Raw genomic sequence first — 19,319 nt, forward strand, 5'->3', positions numbered from 1 at the left:
TTATTTTTCGGGAATTGATTTAAAATTATACTTTTTGGTGGCAGCTCGCACTTTTTTCATGAATTCATCCCCTGGATCTGTTTTCTCGGTGCGATAGCCTTCATCTACTTCCAACCATAGTGGATGGCCTTCAAACCGTTGGTATTCATGATGACCTATTACATAATCAATGTCATACTTTTCCGCTAAATAGCGTACCAAAAAGATATTGGCCCTCAACTGCTTTTTGGTCAGTGGCAAGGCCTCGGTTCCCCCTACGTTTTCGATACCAATAGCGCAATGGTTTAGCCCGATAACATGACGTGCCATCGTAGTTTCTGGCATTAAACGATGGATTTTACCATTTCTGTCCACCAAAAAATGCGCGGATACATTCAAACCACTAACACTTTCAATATCTGGGCGCCAATCTGGTAAAGTAGCGTTCTTAAATGCTTCAAATGATTTTTCAAGAGTGGGTATCACCGTCCAATGTAAAACGATCATCTTAGGCACTATTTCAGCTGATTCGCCTTGCAATCCATACCTATCCTGTAAATATGCCTTGGTCAATGCCATACGTTGTGCATCAAAGACTATGGGCTTTTCAACAATGCGGTTCGGCGTAGCACATGATAACAGGCATGTTAGTATAAGAACGGTAAGGTAATATTTTGTCATGGTCCTAATTTTTTGGGAGACTGTCCCGCTTTACGGCATAGCATATTTGCAATTTTCGTTTACCCCAATCCCTTGCTTTTTGAACATCTTTGCCCATGTAAATGTCAATTCGGTTCTTCCAGCGTTGATGCATTTTATCTTTCACATAAAAGGTATCTGAAAAAGTATCAATTCGTACCATCATGTTATGGTGAAAACCTAAAGCTAGTAAATCCCTAGATATGGCAATACATTTCATTCCCGGTTTTAGGGTATCTCCCCAAGCCGTTATGGACGGGGTATTATCCGTTTGGTAGCTTAATGAATTGTAGGCCGAAGCAGTCACTTCAAGACCGTACCAATCATGTTTATCGAATTGTTGTCGCTCAGGGTGACAGCCAAGACCCAACAAACATAAAACAACCAAATAGTGAACGTACCGCCTCAAAACAGCTTATTTTCTAGAATCAAAATATCCACATTTTCTTTCGCCCAACGTTTTGATAGGTTTTCGGGCACGGGGGTAAAAACATAGGTAAAAGAGCCCAACACAATGTCTTCATCGCCATCAGCATCAAAATCAGCGGTGTCCATCAAAAACCACCTACCCATGTTGGGATCCGGTAGTATTTTGGTGCCAAACTCGAAATCAGGGGCTTCTAAATTTTCCAAATAAACAAATGATTTTGAAGCTGCTTTTTCATAATCAGGAAAGGTACTGATCAACCCGAAATCCATATCGCCATCTTGATCAAAATCATTCGCAATAACCCGCGTGGCCCCATTTAATGGATAAAAATAGGCCTCATAAAAACTATTATCCCCCTTGTTCAAATAGATACGCATACCATGATAGGGTTTATGCACATAAGATTTATCCGCATTATCCCCATTTACGGTAACAATATCGTAATGGCCGTCTTTATTGTAATCGACAACCTCAAACCAACTGCTGCCATAAACGGGACTAAATTCAATTGGTCGTGCTGCGGAAAACTTTAAATCCCCGGTCTGATACAGAATGGTAATACCCTCATTACCCTGGGTAGTCATTAGGACTAAATCAAGATTACTATCGTGATTCATATCTTTAGCGATGGTTCGCACACACCCTGGTTGATTTAATAGTACCGTTTTTTCATATTGTAGCGAATCGATTTGTTCAATAAGAACCAATTGTCCCGTGTCATTCCCAAACTCACTGACCACAAATTCTGGGTTACCGTTACCGTTCAAATCCTCATATAGGGTGTGTACGGGTCTGTGCATAGCTTCTTCTATAGCAAATGCACTCGAATCTTGTCTAATGGAAAGCTTTCCCCTTTGCTGTTCTGAGGGATCTAAAATACCGACCTCGGTGAATACTTCATGCTGTTTGTATTGATTGTACCAGGTAAGTGCTGAAGATCCTTTATAAATCAACTTTTTCGCTTTGGTCATCAAATTCAAGGCCTCTAACTTACCATCAATGGCCCCATATAGCAATGTGGTATCACTATCCCTAAAATGTAAATACGTCAGTAACGCACCATTCGCTTTATCAATCGCCAATGGTCTCGATTCGAACAATTGCAAGGTTTCTTGTTTCGTCACAGCGTTCTCAGCTAGTTTTTCAGGAGCCAATTCAATAATGTAGTTCTGCAATGCAACCCAATCACGAAGCTTGATCTTTGGTCTGAAACCCGGCACTACGTCCTGTGGATCGTGGTATAGCTCTTCAATGTCCATTTTTGCGGCCATGTCTGGCAGTACGGCATTTTTCCAGATGTCCTTTGGTAGTTCATCAATTCTTGGGGCTACATGGCAGCTGGCACAATAGGTGTCAAATAGGGCTTGTTCTTTTCTAGGCTTATTTTGCTTACACGAAAGGCAAATGAGAATAAACATAAAAAATACGGTACGTGTCATAAGGTCACTATCGTTGGATTTGAAAACAAAGCAAGGTCAGGTTTTATGATCCTGGTAAGGGAACGTAAGAGTCATCGTGTTCCATCATCGGAAATGTTTTATCCTTCCAATCGCGTTTTGCCTTTTCAATTTTTTCCTTTGATGCCGAGACGAAATTCCAATGTATAAAGCGTTCTTCAGAAAAAGCATCCCCTCCAAAAAGTAGTATATGTGAATTCGCATCAAGTAGGATATCACAGGTGTCCTCGACCTTTGAGACCAAGATATTTCCCTTTTCAATAGTCTGTCCACAAGCAGTGATTCCACCTTCTACGATACAAATACCGATTTCACCCTTCAATTTACCCGAAACGTCCAGACTGTATGAATTTGAGTTCTTTACTTCTACCATGAACAATGGTGAATATACAGGTACAGGTGAAGTTCTATCATATCCTTGGCCGGCGACAAGGGTAAATTTTGCACCGTTATCTTCCCATTTAGGTAATTTATCTGCTGCTATATGATGAAAACTGGGCTCGATATCCTCAAGGTCTTTGGGGAGGGCAACCCAAATCTGATATCCATGGGCGACAAACTCTTTTCCATTTCGAAGGGCCGTTGGAGTGCGTTCTGTATGTGAAACGCCTTTTCCCGCGGTCATCCAGTTTACGGAACCGGGTTGTATCAGTTGTTTGGTGCCCAAACTGTCCTCATGCATGATTTCACCTTCAAGCATAAAGGTCAATGTAGAAAGGCCAATGTGTGGGTGTTGATCTACATCCATATAATGGTCAGGACCCAGCTTAGTAGGACCCATATGGTCGATAAAAATGAAGGGGCCTATCATCCTTTTTTTTCGGAAGGGAATCAACCTACCCACTAAAAAATCACCGATATCACGGCTTCTTTCCTCAATGATCAATCCAATATTCGACATACGGTAAATACTTATATTTAGACTCTGAAAGTTACGATAAAAACAATTGATTCATCCCTATGAAACGTTTCAAAAAAGTACTTCCAATCGTATTGGTAATCGTTGCCGTGGTAGTTTTTCTGAACTATCCCAAACTTAACATTATCAGTGGCTATGCCTCAAAATATCTTGCCTCAAGTGTTTTTATAGCTGGCCATCAACCTGAAATGATTCAAGAAACCGACCTGTCGATGCCCTTGATAGAACTGGCTACCACTACGATAGATCAAGAAAATACAAGTGCCTCGGCCAATGTCTACGGACTCATGACACGTAAGGCAATTGACCGACAGGGTTTAGGCACGGTGTTGGTAAATAGCGATTATGATGATGGCGAGCAGTATTTGCAACCCAATCGGAATTTTATAAAAATCAATGCCCCTTATCCGTACGGACATGAGGCACCGAAAGATTCTTTGTTTACCTCAATCGATTACGGGCAGTTGCAAAAAGCAGTACAAATGCCTTTCGCCAATAATGCGATTCAAAGGACCAGGACCCTTTTAGTACTCTACAAAGGACATCTTTTACACGAGGATTATATTGAGGGTTTTGATAAGAATACCCCCGTGCTGGGTTGGTCAATGACCAAAAGTATTTTGGCGACCTGTTTTGGTGTTTTATCACATCAACAAAAAATAGCTATGGACTGGCCTGCGCCTATTGCAGAATGGAAAGATGATGATAGAAAGAATATTACTTTGAACCATCTGATGCGTATGCAAAGTGGGTTGGAATGGAACGAAGATTATTCCGGCATTTCAGATGTTACCAAGATGTTGTTTTTAGACAGTGACATGACCAAGGCACAACGAGGAAAAAAGGCGACTGCCAAACCTACCGAGGTTTGGAACTACTCGTCAGGAACTACTAATCTCTTGTCAGGAATACTGCGACAACAGTTTCGATCGCACCAAGAATACCTTGATTTTCCGTACCAGGCCCTTATCGATAAAATTGGAGGTCACAGTATGCTTATCGAGGCTGATTTAAAAGGCAATTACGTGGGGTCATCATATGCATGGGCAAGTACACGTGATTGGGCACGCTTTGGGCAATTGTATCTGGATAAGGGAACTTGGAATGGGGAACAGCTTTTTTCTTCTGAATGGGTAGATTACGTGAAAACCCCCACTCAATTGTCTAACGGGGTTTACGGAGCTCACTTTTGGCTCAATGCAGAAGGCAAATATCCTGACGTTCCTAAAGACCTTTTCTCTATGAATGGATTTCAAGGGCAGTATGTCTTTATAATCCCCTCCAAAGATTTGGTGGTCGTCCGCACCGGTTTGGCTGAAACACCGGAATTTGATATCAATGGCTTTCTTGCCGCACTGTGCAAAGCCATTGAATAGCGTCTTTGAATGCGCCAAATAGTAGTGTTAGCCCTACTTGACCACAAAACGATACGCATTCACAACAATAATTTCGATTCGAGATACACTACCGCTACATTTACAACGTAATAATCAAGTAAACGATTTTTCATTTTCATATAGTGTTCTCGTAAAAGAGCCTTGTTCAAAAGACAGGGCTCTTTTTAGTTTACGGGTATCGCATTGATAGTCAATTTTTAAGACAAAAAAGTGAAACCGAACTTATAACATTGTTAAAACCTCGATTAGACCACAAAAGGGTTAAAGTTCACAACAATAATTTCGATTCGAGATACACTACAGCTACATTTACACTGTAATAATCAAGTAAATAATTTTTTCATTTTCATATAGTGTTCTCGTAAAAGAGCCTTGTTCAAAAGACAGGGCTCTTTTTAGTTTACGGATATTGTATTGACAGCCAATTTTTAAGGCAACAAAAGCGGAATTGAAATACAAAATTGTTAAAACCAAAACTAAACCACAAAAGGATTGAAGTTCACAACAATAATTTCCAATCGGGTGGTCATGGTAGTACTTTTACTATGTAATAAATCAGAAAGTAAATTTTTTCATTTTCATATAGTGTTCTCGTAAAAGGGCCTTTAGTCGAAAGACGGGGCTCTTTTTAGTTTAAATCCCTCAAGACCCAAATTAAAAGGAGGTGGATGTTCTGTTACGCAACCTTTGTTTCGGATTCAACAAGACGCCTATGCAATCAGCGGTTCTAGAATAGCATTTTTCTATTTTTAGGTTAGGATATTGTGACTTAAATGCAAAATGCGTTTCTTACGGATAAACAGGACAACATGAAAAAGCTGGTTATTTTACTTTTAATGGGTACTTTTTTCAATTTCACACTCCAGGCGCAGGATTCCACTGGGGTTTCAGATTCCGACAAAGTTCAAATGGAAAAGATTGCTAAATCAATCAAAAAAGCCAAGAAGGATGAAAAAGATGCGAAAAAAGCCAAAAAGGCGCTTAAAAAAAGTAGTGCCCTAGCCAACGATATTTCCAAAACCGAAGCTAACCTCGATTCAGAAAAAGCACGGTTAAGGAAATTGCAAACCAAGTTGACCAAAAAACAAGGCAAAATGGATGCCGTGGAACAGAAAAAGGCTGAACTCAAAATTGCCAAAACGGAGGAACGAATCGAAAAGTTGACCTCACGATTGCAAAAACTTCGAAAAAAGCTTTAAAAAATCACTAGGGTAACCATTTATCTTTACCAAAATCTGGTTTTCGCTTTTCTAAAAAGGCATTTCTCCCCTCTTTAGCTTCATCGGTCATATAGGCCAAACGGGTAGCTTCACCGGCAAAAACCTGTTGGCCGACCATACCGTCGTCGGTCAGGTTCATTGCGAATTTCAACATTTTGATGGAGGTCGGTGATTTTGCCAATACCTCTTGCGCCCATTGATAGGCGGTCGCCTCTAAATCATCATGGGGAATCACGGCATTCACCATGCCCATCTCAAAGGCCTCTTGGGCAGAATAATTACGCCCTAAAAAGAAGATTTCACGCGCCTTTTTCTGTCCGACCATTTTCGCTAGATAAGCCGATCCATAGCCTCCGTCAAAACTCGTGACGTCTGCATCGGTCTGTTTAAAAATCGCATGTTCTTTACTGGCCAAGGTCATATCGCAAACGACATGCAGACTATGTCCGCCGCCTACCGCCCAACCCGGTACGACCGCGATGACCACTTTTGGCATAAATCGAATCATACGCTGTACTTCAAGAATATTCAAGCGGTGTTGGCCATCTTGCCCCACGTAGCCTTGGTGCCCCCTAGCCTTTTGGTCGCCACCGCTACAAAAAGACCAGATACCATCTTTGGTCGAAGGGCCTTCAGCAGAAAGCAAGACCACCCCAATCGAAGTATCTTCTTGGGCATCGTAAAACGCCTTGATCAATTCGCTGGTCGTATTGGGGCGAAAGGCATTGCGCACATTAGGGCGATTAAAGGCGATACGCGCTACACCGTTACTTTTTTTATAGGTGATATCCTCAAATTCTATGGCAGTCTGCCAATTGGCTGTTGACATGTGGTATTTCTATTTGGTGAGTTACAAAATAACGGAAATTCCGTCGTATTGCCATTTTGAAATGACTACCCCTGTTAAAAACCTTTGAATAGGATGGATACGTTACACTTTATAACAATCGTTTTTTCTGTCAATTTCTTTATCAAACACAAAAAAGGGATTACCTGGCTTCTAGCCTTTTCGTACGACACATTTGAAACACATTCGTAAAAAAGTAAACCTTCTGTAAGATTTTGAACACTTCAGGCAACCTATAAAGCAAATGAAACTTAAATGGTTGTCTAATGAAAACTTCAAAATTACTCATTGTACTTATTATGATATTCGTACTAGGAAAGATAATGCAAGCCCAGTCGCCAAAATTCGACTCACGGACACTTGAAACCTACCTTAAGGTAATCCATCATAATAAGGGTTTTAACGGAGAGATACTGATTTCGAATGGACACGACATCATATTTCAAAAATCCATAGGGATGGCATCGTTTGAAAATGATATCCAATTGGAAAATGGAGCCAAATATCGAATAGCTTCAATAACTAAAACATTCACAGGTACTCTTATCGCTATCGCCCAGGAAGAACAAAAGCTAAATGTACATGATAGGGTAAACGACTATCTAATAGCATTGTCACCAAAGTTCAAAGACATTACCATTCTACAACTACTAAAACACAGTTCAGGATTACCACATAACGAGGGAATTAAAGACTACTGGCAGATAAAGTCAAAACTACAAATGACACCTGAACAAGTCATAAAAGAGATTAATGGCCTCGACCTTTTGTTTGAACCAGGTTCAAAAATGAAATATTCGAGTTTAGGCTACTATCTATTGGTATCAATTCTCGAAAACGTTTACAAAAGCAATTTTGAAGTTATTTTACAGGATAAAATCCTAAGCAAACTACAAATGAAGGAAACCAATGTTGCTGACAACTTAAAAATACTTCCTAAAATGACTTCGGGTTATCATTTAATTAAGGATGATAGTTTAGTAGTTGCGCCTTACAGAAATTACTCCTTACTTAAAGGTGCGGGAGACCTATATGCTACCTCTTATGATTTATTGAAATGGAATAACAGTTTTTACTCTAATACGCTTTTAACCCAAAAAACCCAAGATATTATATTTGAAAAATCCGACCATGCGATTGCAAAAAATGGTGACCACTATGGGTATGGTTGGTATCTGAATTCCGATACGCCTAAAAGTTACTATCACGGTGGTGGAACTTGGGGTTATTCCACTTTTACTTCTATGTATCCAGATAGCCAAACTAGTATCATCATCTTGAGTAATATATCCGCATTACCCATAAGTAGTATTGCATTGGACGTGGAGAAAATTGTATTTGGCAAACCATTTCGGCTTCCATCCATAAAAGAAGTTTCGAAAAAACCTGAATATATGTCGATGTATAGTGGTAAGTTCATCGCAGATGGAAACCAAATGATACTTTCCATAATCAACTTCGAAAATAGGCTCTATGCCAAACTTGGAAGAAATCCACCTTTTGAGATCTACCCAAAAACCAATCATCGGTTTTATGGTAAAAAAGTAGACGTTGAATTCACTTTTGAAATGAACGAAACCAATTTAGTTACAGGCTTGTTAGCCAATGGAATGGGTAAGTCGTTACAATTTAAAAAAGCGGATAACTAGATGGAAAAGGCTTTTCTGAAAAACATAGAAGCCCATCAAGGCATCATTTACAAAGTCTGCAAGATGTACCGAGATACCAAAGAAGACCAAGAAGACCTGTTTCAAGAAATCGTGCTTCAATTATGGAGGGCATTTCCACACTTTAGGGAAGAATCGAAAATAAGCAGTTGGATGTATCGAATTGCCCTAAATACCGGGATAGCCATTTTCAGAAAGAACACGATCAACATTGAGTTCAAAAAAGATCTTCTTAATAATAATGTTCAAAACAATACACGAGAAGCCTCAGAAAACGAGGAACGCTTATTTGAGGCAATCAGGACTTTGACAAAGGCCGATAGAGCAATAATTGCGCTGTATTTAGAGGATTATCCATACAAGGAAATCGCCGAAATGATTGGGATCACTGAAAATTATGTAGGCGTCAAAGTCAGCAGAATCAAAGAAAAACTAAAAACAATTTTAAAAAAATAGAAAAATGGACATGGAAAATATAAAATCTACTTGGAAAAATTCCCAACAAGGTGAAAAAAGCCAAACGGAGCTGCTCATGATGACCAAAATTAATAACCATCCAAAAATTCAAAAGATTAAAATCAAATTTTTGATTGAGGCTATTTTGCTATCCGTTTTTTTAACGGTATACTATACAGGGTTAGACGGTGCAACTAAACCGCTATGGGCGAATGCTTTTTTAATTGTTTGTACGGTGGCGTTTATCATTGTTCGCTTTGTTGGATGGCTTGTCTTGCAAAATCCCGTAAAAGATAGCAACTTAAAAAAGTCGCTTCGACAATTTCAAACTAATTTAAAAAAAGTGGCACTTTCAATTCTGTTTACCGCATTTTTATCTGGCTCAGCATTCATCATATTTTTCACATCATCAATTGATTTTACAAGAGAGAAATACTTCTTATTCGCCGGCATGATTTTGGGCCTATTGTGTGCAATATATTTAGCCAACAGGAATTGGATTAGTCGAATTAAGGCAATTAAAACTACCCTTGATGAACTAGATGATTCCAACTTTTAAAAAAGTTCCGTAACATAAGATAAAAATAAGGGTGGTTTTTGTGTTTACCCCATTGTCTTTGTTTTTACATGCTTACATATTGATGAAAGATAGTAGTATAGGATCCATTATTGCGCTTAGCCCAAACCATTAACAAAACTTCTATTTTTTTTTGTTCTTCTCCTCAATCCATTTTGCCATATACTTGGTACTTGCCATAGATTGTTGTTGAAGCAGTTGCCCTATAAAGTTTTTAGCGCGCTGTTCGACGATGTTGGTTCTTAGATTTTCCAAAACTTTAAAAAAAGCAGGCAGAAGCTTTTCCTTGCTATAAAGTCCGTTGATAATATCAAGGCCATTTTGCTGTTTTTTATGCCATTTTTGCTCGTTTTGGTATAAATCAATCGCCTTTTGAGCAAAATCATTAGGTTTTTCAGTTATTTCCCCCGCCCAATCCATAGCACCGTACATACCCTCAGCCCCGATTGCTGTGGTTACACTTGGGATGCCATTTTGCATGGCTCGCGTCAATTTGCCTTTGATACCTGCCCCAAAACGAAGTGGTGCTAAATTGATTCTTGTCTTTTGCAGTTCCGTATTCAGGTCCTCGACCCAACCATGAACAAAAAAACCTTTTTGTGGTCGATGTAATTCTTGTATTTGTTGTGGAAGGTATGCTCCATAGACATGGAGCTTGGCTTCAGGCAACTCTTTTCGAATCAAAGGCCAAATGGCATCGTTCAAATACTTTAGGGCATCAATATTTGGGGCATGCCTGCCATTGCCAAAACAGCTAAAATCTTTTCGTTTTTCAAAAACCGGAAATGCTTTTCGGTCTTTCTCCGTGATTGCTTCCAGTAGAAAAGGCAAATGGTATACCAGCACAGCGGGAATATGGAGTTCTTCCTCCAATAATTTTTTCTCATAATGTGAAACCAGCAGGGTCAAATCAGAACGATAGAGACTGGCGATTTCGCGTTTGGTCATGTCGTGCTGAAGCCAATGGCTAATTGTAAACTCCTCCCCTTTTCGGTGTACTAGCTGCCTCGTTTTACGCAGGGAGTGCAAATCTTCCGTATTCAAAATACGCAGGGCCTTTGGCACAAACTCGGCCACGCGCCAGCCAAACTGTTCTTCGACCATAAAACGGTCAAAGAGCACAACATCAGGGTTCAACCCTTGAACAAAAACATCAAAACTTGAATCATTCAACGCAATGGGTTGCTCTTGAATACCCAAGTGTACCAAATCTTCTGAGTATTGCGTCTTAGAGGCCGTAGTCGCAAAAACGATATGATAGTCATATTCAAGAAAGCCATGAAGCAGTTGCAGCATACGATTGCCCGCGGCCGTCGTCTTGGGTTCAGGCCAAACATAACCGATAACTAGGGCTTTTTTCACGTGTTAAGTTCAAGGATCAAGTTCAAACCCAAAATACAACAAACCAGTTCAATAATGATTGGTAATAGCAAGTGTAATTCATAACAATTTAAAAATCAGCACTTCAAACGTCCATCTTTTTACTTCTGACTTCGTACTTGAAACTTTCTACTTTTACCACTACATCATTTGGGCAAACTTTTTAGAGATGCTTGAGCGCAATTTACGCTCATAATCTTCTTCAAGCCATTCTTTGTAGTTCTTGGTATTGTTCATGATACAATACGAATACTGTCGCACACGGTAGGCAATTTCATCCTTAAGTTCCTTGGCCAAAATACGGGCATCAAATACATCTTCACTGTTCTCCACGCAAATGTTGGCATGCTGTTCGATACTGCGTTCCAATACCAATTTTGACTTACCACCCTCTGCAAAGACCTTTTTATATTCCGCTTTGATGTCGAAATGGATGTCCTTTGACTTACTGAACTTGGCTTTTAGTTCCTCGGGCATTTCATACACAAACTCCCGCTCAATCTCTTCATCATTTTTAATATTTTCCAAATAGAAATCCGGAAAATGAAAAATCTCCTGCCAATCTATGGGTTCATCCCAAGGACCAAAACGGGCGATATTGTTGCCCAGGTCGATTACGTTGAATTCGCTTTTATCGGGTAGCACCCTAGATCCACGACCGATCATTTGAAAGTACAGGGTCAATGAACGGGTGGCCCGATTCAGAATAATACTTTTTACTGAAGGCTCATCAAAACCTGTGGTTAAAATGCTAACGGATGAAAGAATGGCATCGGGTGTTTTTGAGAACCAATCCAAAATTTCCTTACGTTCGCTTATGGAGTTTCTATTATCAAGATGCCTTACATTGTAACCCGCCTTTTTGAAGGTCTCATAAACATAATGCGAGGTATTGATACCATTATTGAAAATCAGGGTTTTGGTACCTTTTGCCACTTCTTCATAGGCGCTCATCAACTTGCCCAACATACTTTGGTTACTGTAGAACTCGTCTGAGGACTTTACGGTATAGTCGCCATGGATACCCAATTTGAGGCTTTTAAGGCTCACATCGTAATTGTATAGGTTTGCACGGGCCAGAAAGTTTTTTTCAATAAGTGATTTGATGGACTTACCTACAATCAACTTTTTGTAGTGGTCCTTCATGGGCAATTTGATATTTGAACTCAACGGCGTGGCCGTTACCCCAAGTATCGTGGCCGCTTCAAAATACTTGAATAATTTTCTGAACGAGTTGTAATGGGCCTCATCTATAATGACCAAGCCAATATTATTGATTTTCACCTTATCTTCTTGCAACCTATTATTCAAGGTTTCGACCATAGCGACAAAACAGGTATACTCGTCTTGATCGTCCAACTCTTTGACGTCACTACTGATAATTTTGTTCGAGACCCCAAAACCGTTCAACATTTTAGAGGTTTGTCGACTTAACTCGATCCTATGGGTCAACACGACTACCTTTTTCTGGGTCTGCTCGATGTAACGTCTCGTAATTTCAGAGAAAACCACGGTTTTTCCGCCCCCCGTCGGTAATTGATACAGCAGGTTACTGCCCTTTGGGAGTTCATCCAATTGTTTGAAGATCGTGGTCAGATCTTCAAGCTGGTAGTCGTAAAGGTTTTTTTTAGCAACGTCTTTCTGTATCTCCAAAAGGGTATCGGTAATTTGAATTCGTAATTAGCAAACCTTACAAAATTATAAGATTTTTAAGCGTAAAGTTTATTCTTAAGCAGGAAATATTTCAAATACTATCAACAATTTTTATGTGCATTGGCGATAGGCCCCATTTGTATTGTTGATGATAAAAATTTTATAATAAAACCAATACCCATTTGGATTTTCGATTCTAAAAATGTATACTGAGGTCTTATATCCATTTAAACGAGAACAACGAATGAGGCAACTAAAAATCATTAAGCAGGTTACCAACCGCGAATCCAAATCTTTAGATAAGTACTTACAAGACATTAGTAAAATTGATTTAATAACTGCCCAAGAAGAAGTTGAATTAGCCCAAAGAATCAGGGAAGGAGACCAAATAGCCTTAGAGAAGCTGACCAATGCCAACTTAAGGTTCGTGGTCTCGGTCGCAAAACAATACCAAAACCAAGGTTTAAAATTACCTGATTTGATTAATGAGGGTAATGTCGGATTAGTAAAGGCCGCCAAACGATTTGATGAGACCCGTGGTTTCAAATTTATATCCTATGCGGTTTGGTGGATCCGCCAGTCCATACTACAAGCTTTGGCCGAGCAGTCAAGGGTCGTTCGACTGCCGTTGAATAAAATTGGTTCCATAAACAAGATCAAAAAGACTTTTTCCTATTTGGAACAGGCCCATGAACGCCCACCTTCAGCGGAGGAAATCGCAAAGGAATTGGATATGACCGTTACTGAGGTAAAACAATCCTTGAAAAATTCAGGACGTCACGTATCTATGGATGCCCCCCTAAAAGAAGGGGAAACTTCAAATCTTTATGATGTGATGCGGGCCGGTGAATCCCCTAAACCCGATTACGATTTGATGCACCAATCCCTGAATACCGAAATCAACCGTGCGCTTGATACGCTTTCCCCAAGGGAGGCGGATGTAGTGCGATTGTATTACGGTATTGGTGAACAACCTTCAATGACCTTGGAAGAGATAGGTTCTACATTCGATTTAACCCGAGAGCGTGTACGCCAAATTCGGGAAAAAGCGATTCGAAAGTTACGGCATAGTTCCAAAAGTAAAATATTGAAAACCTATTTAGGATAGTTTTTAAAACTGTGAACTCATTTAGACTTTTTCAATTAGCTAAAAAGTCTAAATGAGTTCTATAAAAAAAGGGCCTCTATTACTAGAAGCCCTTTTTTATTGATATACACTTAAAATTAAGAACAATTCAATTGACTAATATTGTAGTTTACTAGAATCTCATTCAAATTTTGAATAAAATTTACGTAAGCACTATTTTCCTGATTTTGGTTTTTCATGGTAACTCTTTTAAGTAGGTTTACAGATAATCTAACTCTGCCAATTCATTTAAACTCAATATTTCATTCAATTCTTGCAAGAAGGCCAAGTATTCTTCGCCATAGGTATCATACAACATGGTTAATAAATTTAAAAATTCGGGTCTGCTATTATGAACGTAAACTTATCATAAACATTATCACATGCCAATAATTTGTGGTGAACCTGCTAAAAGTTGTTGTGAAATTATTTGTAGGAATAGCCTGTCATTATTTACCCTGCAGCATTGATTATATTTCTGCAATAAGCCCTTTTCAGCAACGTTATCTAACAGTATACAAGTGTACTCTATTGTATAAATCAATGCTGTAAAACAAGAAAAATGCAATTGACCAAACCTTTACATACCTTATGGGCCATTTTGTTTCTTTTCGTTGGAGCCTTTCAAGAAAGTGATGCGAAAACAACTATCGAACCCTTAAATGAAACTATGCTTGTCATTCAGAGCCATGGGTTCAATGCCAAGAAACGAAGTAGTTTTAGCATTGGGGATATCGAAGAAGTCATTGAAAGGGGCTTGACCGTCATCCATTTCAATTCTTCAAGCGCATATGAATTCCGTGGTTTTGACACCTATGGTAGCGAAGATGCCTTTGCTGAATTTCTTGATCATATCACCAATATGCTTAGCAATAAAGCCAGTTTCATAATAATTGCCCATGATTCTGCGGTTAAGGGTTCATTTTCAAAATCACATGAACTTGCTGCCCTGGGGCTTGAACAGTTAAGTACCCTAAAAAGTAGGCAAGCTTATGTCATGCACAACTTGGTCAATGGTATAGTAGAATCCGTTGATACGGTTTCAGTCATTAAGTCCATCGCGATACCAAAAACAATATCCGATGCAACCGTTTACTTTCCGAAAATAACTTACGAGTTTGAGCCGAGCAACGACCGTTACATTGCACATGCAGGCGGAGAGGTAAATGGCATTAAATCAACCAACTCTAAAGAGGCCCTTGATGAAAATTATAAAAAAGGATTTCGTCTTTTTGAGTTGGATATCATCGAAACTTCAGACAATCAATTAGTAGCGGCACATGATTGGAAAATGTGGGCACGGTTCACGGATTATAAAGGGGAATTGCCCCCTTCCCTTAACGAATTCAAGAAACATAAGATTTATGGCGATTATACCACATTGGATATGAAGGGAATCAACGATTGGTTTGCAGCGCACCCTGATGCCATCTTGGTGACCGACAAGCTAAATGACCCTGTAGCCTTTGCCAAAAATTTTGTTGCCAAAGAGCGATTGTTAATGGAACTCTTCAGTTATATGGCTATGGATGAAGCTTCTAGAAATGGTATTCAAGTCATCATCTCGCAACAACCTTTGCTTGAATTGGTCGGTGACAAGGTCAATTATTTAAAAGTCAATAACATCAAATATGCGGCTGTTTCAAGAAGGATCATCCGAAGTCAAACCAAATTATTGAAACAACTTAGGGACAATGATATCAAGGTATATGTATACAACGTCAACTTCGACCCCGGAAAGGATGAACAATACGTTCAAGACAATGAGATTGGCCTTGTATATGGCATGTATGCCGATAAATGGGTATTTGATCCAGAATAGATTTTCAATACTAGAACTTTACCTCGTAGGTAAGTCCGGCAGAAATGGCCCAAAAGTAAGTACCCGCGGCAAACGCAAACTCTTGTCTACGTACGCCTAGATTGGCACGGTAAATATTAGGCGATTTCTTTGGCGTGAACTGATATTGCAGGTTCAATCGTTGCGACCCTACGAACAATACTGTTTCAGACAATAACTCCCCACCTGAAAAAAACTGCCTTAGCTCTGGTGAGAAACCTAACCCAACACTGATTCCCATAAAATTCTCGGCATCCCTTAAATACTTTCTAATGAGTAGGTTGCCAGATACGCTCAGTAAGTTATTCTCCCTTGGAGATACGAATGACCGTAACGAAAAGTAATAATTACCCTTGTAATACCCTAAAGAGTTTGTAATTGCCCTAATATCTTGGGTATTGGTACTGATATAACGCCCCCCTGCAGAAAATTCAATGGCATTGGGCAGGTTGACATAGATATCACCCCCAAACTTTTGTCTAGGAAATATCGTGGAGTTCGAATAACCATAATTGAGGTAGGCGTAAAATCGTTTCAAGAACTTTGGATAAAAGTCAATATCGTATTGAAGACCATGTTGCCCCGAACGATTACTGTAATTAACACGGGGTATAACACTGCCAATCTTGGTTTGGTGCCTAAAGGTTACGCTTGAGAAAACGACGGGTTCATACCGTTCACTAAAAACCGTGAATGCATTATTGACCCCAATTCGATTTTTGGGTTTTTCGGCTTCTTCCGTGGTCTTGCTTTCTTCTATTGGTGCTGATTTCTTAGATTTTGTTGTTTCGTTCCCATTTTTTTTGGCGTGCTTCTTAGCCGTCTTGTTATTGACTGGTGCCCCCTCTTGGTTGTACCATCCTTTTTCGCCATACTTTTGCTGGTTTATACCTTCTAAGGCTAAAGTTTTAAGTCGTCGAAGTTCTTCATCATTCTTGATATACAATGCTGCCTTGTTTGCCAGACCTAATGCGATTGCGTAGGTTTTCGCATAAAGTTCATTCTTTATAGCGGCAATCCAAAAATCCCCATTCTCTTTTTCACTTGAGGTAATTTTGTTGAACTCGTCTCGCGCTTTGTCATATTGACCACTCCAACTATAGGTGCGCGCGAGTAAGAATCGGGCATCCAAGTCGTTGTTGATCTCGTCGTTCACCGCTTGGGCCAAAATCCGTTTGGCGGATTGGTGTTTTCCTTGATAGGCCAGTTCGAAGGCCTCTTCATAAGATTCGTCTTCAAATTCAGTAGAGGCCATGTCTTGACAAAACCCATAAAAACTAAGTATTACGGTAACCAGGGTACAATATGTCTTACGATTCAATTTCATGACTAATTATGGGCTACGATTTGATTTTTTCTTGCTTCCCTTCGGGCCCTTTCGATCTTATCCGTGATTTCATTGACGCTTGAACTATTTTCCTCGACCTTTTTGATCAACGCTAAGGCTTCTCTATGGCGCCCATCCCAATAGTACACATCAAAAAGTGCGGCATATGAATCAATATAATTTGGGTTCATCTTAATACAGGCATTCAAAATCTCGATAGCCTTTGTTCGTGCTCCTCGCCAAGCGTTCACGCGGCCAGTTAATATTTTCGTGTCAATATGGCTCGGCGATTCTGATATGATGTACCTGCTTAACAACAAGGCTTTATCATATTCTTTATCAAACGCAAAATCACGCGCAATGAAGTACAGCTTATCAGAATCGTATTCATTCAAAAGACTGTTGATCCAGACCATCTCACTGTTTGCGAATTTTTCGGTCTTTACAGTGAAAATTGCTAAGCTATCTGGGATGATTTTATCACTTGTGGTCACGTAGGCATTCATGGATTTGAACGCAGTTAGTTTTTCTTCGACCCCAGCGCCACTAAATGAGCTTCCTAAATTCATATTACCATCAATCTCGAAGATGGCACCATCAGAATAGACCTTCGTACCACTGATGTATTCTTTCAATTCATTCTTATTTCGCATCAAGGGAATATTCTTCGTGGATCGGAATGCGATCTCCGTATCTAGGGCATCACCCATCCAGGCAACTTTTTTCGGCATTTTCATCTCATACTTATTATCCAACAGGGCCAATAACGTAGGGGTCACGTCAAAATGGGATGAAATGGAACTCATTTTACGTGTTGTCTTTAGTAAAGGACTGTATACAATAAGGGGAACATGAAATCGACTTATGGCATTACGTTGTGGAATCGGGATTAACCTGTGGTCACCAGTGATGATGAAAATGGTGTTGTCGTACCCTGGCTGTTTTTTATAGGCTTCCAATACAAATTTTAAGGTACTATCGGTATAGAGTAACGTAGCAAATACATTATCGTTCTTCTTGATGATCTTTTTGGTCCTGCTATCAAAACTGCCCTCTTGTAGTAGCTTTTTTACCATTTTAGTATAATGCTCTTGGTTCGGTGGAATGAAGGGTTCATGATTACTAATGGTCATATAGGCCTCCATTCTTGGTTGCCCCGTGTTTCTGGGCAGACTCATACTTTTTCTGAACAGCTCCTTATCGGGATAACCCCATGTGGAACCCGCAGCATCTTCAGCTTGTAGTTTGTATTTGTTGCCAAATCCGGATTTATCCAAAACAAAATCCAAATTTTCACTTAGTAGAAATCGATCCACACCATCGAAAGAACTATTGGTGCCTTGGTAAAACGAAGTATGGTAGCCGTTGTTCTTTAGGACACTGAAAAGGGTCAACTTGTTGGGATATTTTTCCAATTCCATAAAACCGCTTCTTCCGAAGGGTAAGGATCCAAGAAGGCCAGGTATAACCCCAAATGTTCGCCCCGTAGTGCTCAAACAATTTTCCCAATACAAAGATTTTGTGGTCAGTGAATCTAAAAAAGGCGTGAAACCACCATACTCGGCACCCTCACCGACAAAATCACGACCTAGTCCCTCAACGATCAAAAAGACGATATTGGGTTTTTCTTCTTTCAATTCAAAATATTCGCCAAGAACATCAGTGGTTTGTTGTGCTTTGATTAATGGATATTCAACATTGGCATCGTAGCTCGTGTCTTCCGTCGTTGAATTGTATAGGTTCAAGACCAAATATTGTGTTTTGTTCTGATTGATAGGTTTACCTTCCAAAAACAAGGTTGAGATAAAAAGACTGAAAAGAATGATGGTAAAGGGATACATTCTACCCAAATAATGATAGTATCTCGAGGTCAACTTATAGGTACCAAAAAAAAGGGCGATCATCGCCAAAGCGCCAATAATGGGCATTATGGAAATTCCACCTGAATTGGATATCGTTTCTTTAATATCCTTAAAACTATATCCTAACAGGTCAGACCCCAAGGGTACCAATGCCGTACAATAATAACTTACCAACATGGCTTCAATGAGCAGTAAGACAATGAGTATGGCAAATACCAGGTTTAAACCATATGCAGGTCTATAATTTTCCCAAAAATTAAAGGGAAAAACCAATAAAAGGGCAACTATTGATGCATACCCCAATTGATGTGCGACCGCAATAAAAAAACTAGTGCTCAAAATGGTGTCAACCACCCCCTTAAAGTAAAGTGTGGTGTATTGGTATAGTAACAATACCAAGAGTATCGCGAAGAACGCAATAATCACCCTTGTGTATTGTTTTAAAGTATACCTATCCCTTTTACTTGTATTCATGCATAGTAT

Annotated in this window: 16 protein-coding genes; 7 read left to right on the plus strand and 9 right to left on the minus strand. The window is 39.6% G+C overall.

Annotated features, from left to right (window positions below):
• The 4 genes from AACM45_RS03050 to AACM45_RS03065 are packed head-to-tail and all read right to left on the minus strand — an operon-like array spanning position 1 to position 3,466.
• Positions 1–660: an N-acetylmuramoyl-L-alanine amidase gene (locus tag AACM45_RS03050; RefSeq protein ID WP_339140681.1), complete on the minus strand. Its 660-nt coding sequence runs from the start codon at positions 658–660 to the stop codon at positions 1–3.
• Between the two features lie 4 nt (positions 661–664).
• A complete protein-coding gene (locus AACM45_RS03055) occupies positions 665–1,087 on the minus strand; it encodes a 3D domain-containing protein (protein WP_339140682.1) in 423 nt (140 codons plus the stop codon).
• Positions 1,084–2,547, minus strand: a complete 1,464-nt coding sequence (locus tag AACM45_RS03060; protein WP_339140683.1) for an FG-GAP repeat domain-containing protein — start codon at positions 2,545–2,547, stop codon at positions 1,084–1,086. The genes AACM45_RS03055 and AACM45_RS03060 overlap by 4 nt, the downstream gene beginning before the upstream one ends.
• Before the next feature lie 43 nt (positions 2,548–2,590).
• Positions 2,591–3,466 carry a pirin family protein gene (locus tag AACM45_RS03065; RefSeq protein ID WP_339140684.1) on the minus strand — a complete coding sequence of 292 codons (876 nt, stop codon included), beginning with the start codon at positions 3,464–3,466 and terminating at the stop codon, positions 2,591–2,593.
• A 59-nt stretch (positions 3,467–3,525) separates the two neighbouring features.
• Here AACM45_RS03065 and AACM45_RS03070 point away from each other — a divergent pair, with 59 nt between their 5' ends.
• Together AACM45_RS03070 and AACM45_RS03075 are read left to right on the plus strand one after the other, a co-directional pair.
• Positions 3,526–4,860 (plus strand): serine hydrolase domain-containing protein, encoded by a 1,335-nt coding sequence (locus AACM45_RS03070; protein ID WP_339140685.1) that lies wholly within the window; start codon positions 3,526–3,528, stop codon positions 4,858–4,860.
• Between the two features lie 830 nt (positions 4,861–5,690).
• A complete protein-coding gene (locus AACM45_RS03075; protein WP_339140686.1) occupies positions 5,691–6,080 on the plus strand; it encodes a hypothetical protein in 390 nt (129 codons plus the stop codon).
• Between the two features lie 7 nt (positions 6,081–6,087).
• Here the strand turns inward: AACM45_RS03075 and AACM45_RS03080 are convergent, their stop codons facing one another.
• The gene (locus AACM45_RS03080; protein ID WP_339140687.1) at positions 6,088–6,930 is read right to left on the minus strand and encodes a 1,4-dihydroxy-2-naphthoyl-CoA synthase; all 843 of its coding nucleotides are present in this window, start codon (positions 6,928–6,930) and stop codon (positions 6,088–6,090) included.
• A 284-nt stretch (positions 6,931–7,214) separates the two neighbouring features.
• Between AACM45_RS03080 and AACM45_RS03085 the strand changes: the two genes are divergently transcribed.
• Genes AACM45_RS03085 through AACM45_RS03095 form a run of 3 tightly spaced genes read left to right on the plus strand, consistent with a single transcriptional unit; the run spans position 7,215 to position 9,630 of the window.
• Entirely contained in the window at positions 7,215–8,597 is a 1,383-nt protein-coding gene (locus tag AACM45_RS03085) for a serine hydrolase domain-containing protein (protein WP_339140688.1), read from the plus strand.
• Entirely contained in the window at positions 8,598–9,071 is a 474-nt protein-coding gene (locus AACM45_RS03090) for an RNA polymerase sigma factor (protein WP_339140689.1), read from the plus strand.
• Between the two features lie 10 nt (positions 9,072–9,081).
• Complete coding sequence (locus AACM45_RS03095) at positions 9,082–9,630, plus strand: hypothetical protein (RefSeq protein WP_339140690.1); 549 nt, start codon at positions 9,082–9,084, stop codon at positions 9,628–9,630.
• Positions 9,631–9,771: 141 nt separating this feature from the next.
• Here AACM45_RS03095 and AACM45_RS03100 read toward each other — a convergent pair whose 3' ends face one another.
• Both AACM45_RS03100 and AACM45_RS03105 read right to left on the minus strand, forming a co-directional pair.
• A complete protein-coding gene (locus AACM45_RS03100; protein WP_339140691.1) occupies positions 9,772–11,010 on the minus strand; it encodes a glycosyltransferase in 1,239 nt (412 codons plus the stop codon).
• A gap of 159 nt (positions 11,011–11,169) precedes the next feature.
• The gene (locus tag AACM45_RS03105) at positions 11,170–12,681 is read right to left on the minus strand and encodes a DEAD/DEAH box helicase (protein WP_339140692.1); all 1,512 of its coding nucleotides are present in this window, start codon (positions 12,679–12,681) and stop codon (positions 11,170–11,172) included.
• 244 nt (positions 12,682–12,925) lie between these two features.
• Here AACM45_RS03105 and AACM45_RS03110 point away from each other — a divergent pair, with 244 nt between their 5' ends.
• Positions 12,926–13,789, plus strand: a complete 864-nt coding sequence (locus AACM45_RS03110; protein WP_339140693.1) for a sigma-70 family RNA polymerase sigma factor — start codon at positions 12,926–12,928, stop codon at positions 13,787–13,789.
• Between the two features lie 580 nt (positions 13,790–14,369).
• Positions 14,370–15,629: a hypothetical protein gene (locus AACM45_RS03115; protein WP_339140694.1), complete on the plus strand. Its 1,260-nt coding sequence runs from the start codon at positions 14,370–14,372 to the stop codon at positions 15,627–15,629.
• A gap of 10 nt (positions 15,630–15,639) precedes the next feature.
• Here AACM45_RS03115 and AACM45_RS03120 read toward each other — a convergent pair whose 3' ends face one another.
• Both AACM45_RS03120 and AACM45_RS03125 read right to left on the minus strand, forming a co-directional pair.
• Entirely contained in the window at positions 15,640–16,968 is a 1,329-nt protein-coding gene (locus tag AACM45_RS03120; protein WP_339140695.1) for a YaiO family outer membrane beta-barrel protein, read from the minus strand.
• Between the two features lie 8 nt (positions 16,969–16,976).
• The gene (locus AACM45_RS03125) at positions 16,977–19,310 is read right to left on the minus strand and encodes a sulfatase-like hydrolase/transferase (protein WP_339140696.1); all 2,334 of its coding nucleotides are present in this window, start codon (positions 19,308–19,310) and stop codon (positions 16,977–16,979) included.
• Between the last annotated feature and the right edge of the window lie 9 nt (positions 19,311–19,319).

This window comes from Croceitalea sp. MTPC5 (assembly GCF_036985505.1).
Lineage (GTDB): Bacteria > Bacteroidota > Bacteroidia > Flavobacteriales > Flavobacteriaceae > Croceitalea.